This window comes from Pseudomonas sp. CGJS7 (genome assembly GCF_036961695.1).
In genome coordinates this window covers 1-6,043 of record NZ_JBAMDI010000248.1, presented here as the reverse complement: position 1 = coordinate 6,043, position 6,043 = coordinate 1, and the positions used below count along the sequence as shown (strand labels likewise).

Annotated in this window: 1 protein-coding gene; it reads left to right on the top strand. The window is 68.1% G+C overall.

Going from position 1 to position 6,043, the window contains the following annotated elements; genetic code table 11:
- The coding region (locus tag V7787_RS52065; protein WP_442965384.1) for an amino acid adenylation domain-containing protein at positions 1-6,043 on the top strand (6,043 nt) is incomplete at both ends.

The window sequence follows — 6,043 nt, the reverse complement described above, 5'->3', positions numbered from 1 at the left end:
CTATGTAGCCCCGCAAAGCGAAATGGAACAGCGCATTGCCGCTGTCTGGGCCGATGTGCTGCGTCTGGAGCGGGTCGGCTTGAGCGACAACTTCTTCGAGCTGGGTGGCGACTCGATCATTTCCATCCAGGTGGTCAGCCGTGCCCGTCAGGCCGGCATACATTTCACTCCCAAGGAGCTGTTCCAGCACCAGACCGTGCAGGGCCTGGCCCGTGTGGCGCGCGAGGGCGGCGCGGCGCAGCGCATCGACCAGGGGGCGGTGCAGGGCGGCATGCCGCTACTGCCGGTACAGCAGTGGTTCTTCGGCGAAGTGAGCGACGAGGCGCACCACTGGAACCAGTCAGTGCTGCTGCGTCCCACTCGGGCCTTGCAGGCGGCGACCGTCGAGGCGGCCTTGCAGGCCCTGCTGGTGCAGCACGATGCGTTGCGCCTGCGCTTTACCCGCGAGCAGGGTCAGTGGCAGGCCAGTCACGGTCAGCCTGGCCAGGCCAAGGACCTGCTCTGGCAGCGGCAGGCCGCCGACCAGGACGCGCTGCTGGCACTGTGTGAAGCGGCGCAACGCAGCCTGAGCCTGGAAGGGCCGCTGCTGCGTGCTGTGCTGGTCGGCATGGGCGACGGCAGCCAACGCTTGCTGTTGGTGATCCACCACCTGGTCATCGACGGCGTGTCCTGGCGCGTGCTGTTCGAGGACCTGCAACAGGCCTGCGCGCAACTGGATGCGCAGCAGCCTGTGCGGCTGCCGGCGAAAACCAGTGCCTACAAGGCCTGGGCCGAGCGTTTGGGGGAGCACGCCCGTAGTGACGCCATGGCGCGCGAGCTGGCCTGGTGGCAGGGCCAGCTGGCCGATGCTCCGCAGGACCTGCCGTGCGCCAATCCGGCCGGCGGCCAGCAAAACCGCCATGCCCGCAGCCTGCATACGCGGCTGGACAGCGAGCTCACCCGGCAGTTGCTGCAGCAGGCCCCGGCGGCTTACCGCACCCAGGTCAACGACCTGCTGCTGACCGCGCTGGCCCGGGTGGTGGGCCGCTGGAGCGCGCAGCACACCGTGCTGATCCAACTTGAAGGGCATGGCCGCGAAGACCTGTTCGACGACATCGACCTGACTCGCACCGTCGGCTGGTTCACCACCTTGTTCCCGCTGGCCCTCACGCCTGCGCAGGACCTGGCGGGCTCGATCAAGGCGGTCAAGGAGCAACTGCGTGCCGTCCCCTCCAAGGGCATCGGCTACGGCATGCTCCGCCATCTGGGCGATGCTGCGGTGCAGGCCGGTCTTGCCGCCTTGCCGGTGCCGCGTATCACCTTCAACTATCTGGGGCAGTTCGATGGCAGTTTCGACGCCGAGCAGGGTGCGCTGTTCGTCCCGGTCGGCGAGCCGCGCGGCGAGGAGCAGAGCCCGGCGGCGCCGCTGGGCAACTGGCTGACGCTCAATGGGCAGGTCTACGGTGGTGAACTGGCCATTGGTTGGACCTACAGCCACGAGATGTTCGATGAGGCCACGGTCCAGGCCTTGGCCGATGACTATGCCGCCGAGCTGAAGGCGCTCATCGCCCATTGCTGCGACTTGCGCCATGCCGGTGTCACGCCCTCGGACTTCCCGCTGGCACGCCTGGATCAGGCGCACCTCGACCAGTTGCTGGACGATCCGCGCGCGGTCGAGGATGTCTATCCGTTGTCGCCGATGCAGCAGGGCATGCTGTTCCATAGCCTGTATGGCCAGGGCAACGGCGACTATATCAACCAGATGCGGGTGACCGTGGAAGGCTTGCAGGTCGAGCGTTTCCGCGCGGCCTGGCAGGCGTCGGCCGATGCCCAGCCGATCCTGCGCAGTCGCTTCGCCTGGGAAGGTGACATCGGCCAGCCGCTGCAGATCGTCCAGCGCCAGGTCCAGGTGCCGTTCGACTACCTCGACTGGCATGCCGAGGCCGAGCCTGGCGCACGCCTGGACGCCCTGGCCGAGGCCGAGCGCGCTCGTGGTTTCGACCTGCGTGAGGCGCCGTTGCTGCGCATGACCGTGGTGCGCACCGGCGAGCAGCGCTTCGAGCTGATCTACACCAACCATCACATCCTCATGGACGGCTGGAGCAACTCGCAGTTGATGGGGGAAGTCCTGCAGCGTTATGCCGGGCAGGCGCCGGCCCAGGCCGGGCGTTACCGCGACTACATCGACTGGTTGCAGCGCCAGGATCCGGCGGTCAGTGAAGCGTTCTGGCGCGAGCGCCTGGCCGAGCTAGAGGCGCCCACACGTTTGGCCCAGGGCCTGCAGGCCGAGCCTGGCAGCGGGTACGCCAGCCATGTGCGGCTGGTCGACGCCGAGCGCACGCAGCGTCTGGAAACCTTCGCCCGCCAGCAGAAGGTCACTGTCAACACACTGCTGCAAGCGGCCTGGCTACTGCTGTTGCAGCGCTACAGCGGGCAGGCCACGGTGGCCTTCGGCGCCACCGTGGCGGGCCGGCCGCTGGAGCTGCCGGGTATCGAGCAGCAGATCGGTCTGTTCATCAACACCCTGCCGGTGATCGCCACGCCACAGCCGGCCCAGTCCGTGGCCGACTGGCTGCAGGCAGTGCAGGCGCTCAACCTTGGCTTGCGTGAGCACGAGCACACGCCCTTGTTCGATATCCAGCGCTGGGCCGGGCAGGGCGGTGACGCGCTGTTCGACAGCCTGCTGGTGTTCGAGAACTACCCGGTGGCCGAGGCCCTGGAGCGTGGCGCGCCACAGGAGCTGCGCTTCGGCAGCGTCGACAGTCGCGAGCAGACCAACTACCCGCTGACCCTGGGCGTGAACCTGGGCGGTACCCTGGAGCTGCACTATAGCTTCATGCGTGCCCATTTCGATGAGGCGGCCATTGTCCGCCTGGACCAGCAACTGATCGGCCTGATGGAGCAGTTCAGCCAGGCGCCCACCGCGGCGTTGGGCAACCTGAGCCTGCTCGATAGCCAGGCCCAGCAGGCCCTGGCCGTGGCCAACGCGCCGCAGCCATGGCAGGACGGCTTGCTGGTGCACCAACGCATCGCCGCCCAGGCCGCGCGCCGGCCTCAGGCTCCCGCGGTACTGTTCGGCGACCAGGTGCTGGACTTCGCCAGCCTGGAGCGTCAGGCCAACCAACTGGCCCATCGCCTGGTCGCTGAAGGCGTAGGCGCCGAGATCCGTGTCGGCGTGGCCTTGCCCCGTGGGCCGCAGGTGATCGTCGCCTTGCTCGCGGTGCTCAAGGCCGGTGGCGCCTATGTGCCGCTGGACGCCAGCTATCCGGCCGAGCGCCTGGCCTACCTGATGCAGGACTCCGGTATCGCCCTGTTGCTCACCGACTCGACCTTGCGCGGGCAACTGCCGCTGCCGGCGGCGTTGGCTGCCCTCAATCTCGACCAGCTCGACCTGACCGCACAGCCGACCCATGCGCCGCAAACAGTGGTGCAGCCGCAGAGCCTGGCCTATGTGATCTACACCTCCGGTTCCACCGGCAAGCCCAAGGGGGTGTGCGTCGAGCATGGCCCGCTGGCGATGCACTGCGAAGCCATCGGCCGGCGCTATGCCATGGTCGAGGACGATTGCGAGCTGCACTTCATGTCGTTCGCCTTCGACGGTGCTCATGAGCGCTGGCTCACCGCGTTGACCCACGGCAGCCGCCTGCTGGTGCGTGATGACAGCCTCTGGGAGCCAGGCCAGACCTGCGCGCGCATGTGTGAGCACGGCGTGACGGTGGCGGCGTTCCCGCCGGCGTACCTGTTGCAGATGGCCGAGCACGTCGAGCTGCATGGCCAGGCGCCGAAGGCGCGCATTTACTGCTTCGGCGGCGACGCGGTGCCCCGTGACAGCTACCAGCGCGTGCATGCCGCCCTGGCGCCGGAGCACATCATCAACGGCTACGGCCCGACCGAGACTGTGGTGACCCCGCTGATCTGGAAAGCCGACCGCGCTACCGACTGCGGCGCTGCCTACGCACCGATCGGCACGCGTATCGGCGACCGTCGCACCTATGTGCTGGCCGCCGACCTGAGCGTCCTGCCAGCCGGCCTGCAGGGTGAGCTGTACCTTGGTGGCCACGGCCTGGCCCGTGGCTACCTGGACCGGCCGGGCATGACCGCCGAGCGCTTCGTTCCCGATCCGCACGGCGAGCCAGGCGCGCGCCTGTACCGCAGTGGCGACCTGGTACGCGAGCGCCGCGATGGCGTGTTCGACTACCAGGGGCGAGTGGACAACCAGGTGAAAATCCGCGGCTTCCGCGTCGAACTGGGCGAAGTCGAGGCCCGCCTGCTGGCCCAGGCTGGCGTGCGCGATGCCGCCGTGGTCGCCCGGCCAGGCCCGAGCGGCCAGCAGTTGGTCGGCTATGTGGTGGCGTTGCAGCCAGGTCAGGCTGATGCCGCGTGGTGCGACGCGCTCAGGGCGAGCCTGCGCGAAGTGCTGCCGGACTACATGGTTCCGGCGCATGTCCTGTCGCTCGCCAGCATGCCGCTGACCCCCAACGGCAAGCTTGACCGCAAGGCGCTGCCGCAGCCTGAGGCCGGTCAGTCCCGACATGATCACCAGCCACCGCGTACCGCGCTGGAGCAGACGGTGGCGGCGATCTGGGCCGATGTGCTCAAGCTGCCGCAGGTGGGCTTGCACGATCACTTCTTCGAGCTGGGTGGTCACTCGTTGCTGGCCACCCAGGTCGTCGCCCGGGTGCGTCACGCCCTGCAGATCGAGGTGGCGCTGCGCACCTTGTTCGAGCATGGCACCCTGCAGGCATTCTGCGCCCAGCTATCGGAGTCTGCCGACGCAGCGGTGCCCGCCATCGGCCTGGCCGATCGCTCGCGGGCGCTGGCATTGTCCTATGCCCAGGAGCGCCAGTGGTTCCTCTGGCAGCTGGCCCCGGACAGCGCCGCCTACCATATTCCGGTGGCCCTGCGCCTGCGTGGCGCGCTGCGTGTCGAAGCCCTGCGCCGGGCGTTCGAACACCTGGTGGCGCGGCACGAGAGCCTGCGCACGGTGTTCGTTCATGCACAGGGGCGTACCGAGCAGGTGATACAGGCGCCGTACGCCTTCGAGCTGCCGCTGGAGGTGCTGGCCGATGCCAGCGATGCCGCGCTGCTGTCGCGGGTGGAACAGGAGGTCGCACGTCCGTTCGACCTCGGGCAGGGCCCGCTGCTGCGCGCCTGCCTGTTGCGCCAGGGCAGCGATGAACATGTGCTGGTGCTGGTGATGCATCACATCGTCAGCGATGGTGTGTCGATGCAGGTCATGGTCGACGAGCTGGTGGCCCTGTACGACGCCTTTGACCAGGGGCAGGCACCGAGCCTTGCGCCGTTGCCGATCCAGTACGCCGACTATGCCGTCTGGCAGCGCCAGTGGATGGACGCTGGTGAGCGTGAGCGGCAGCTGACCTATTGGGTCGAACGCCTGGGCGGCACGCAGCCTGTGCTCGAACTGCCGCTGGATCACCCGCGTCCGGCGATGCGCAGCCAAGCCGGTGCCAGTTTGACGCTGGCCCTGCCCGGTGAGCTGCAGCAGGCATTGCGCGCGCTGGCCAGGGAACAGGGGGTGACGCTGTTCATGCTGTTGCTGGCGGCTTACCAGACGTTGCTGCACCGCTACAGCGGCCAGTCCGACATCCGTGTCGGTGTGCCGATCGCCAACCGCAACCATGCTCGCACCGAAGGCATGATCGGCTTCTTCGTCAATACCCAGGTGCTCAAGGTCGAGTTCGCGCCGCAGGCGACCTTTGCCGCGCTGCTCGGCCAGGTGCGCCAGGCGGCGCTGGAGGCCCAGGCCTACCAGGACCTGCCGTTCGAGCAACTGGTCGAGGCCCTGGCGCCGGAGCGCAACCTCAGCCACAGCCCGCTGTTCCAGGCACTGTTCAACTACCAGAGCGGCGCGCGCCGTGGCCAGGGCGCGCAACAGGCGCACGCCTTCAGCGTCGAAGGGCTGCAATGGGATACCGGTGTCGCCCAGTTCGACCTGACCTTGGATGTGTTCGACAGCGAAGAGGGCGTGCTGGCCTCGTGGGTGTATGCCACCGACCTGTTCGAGCGCTCGACCATCGAGCGGCTGTCGACCCACTTCGTCAAT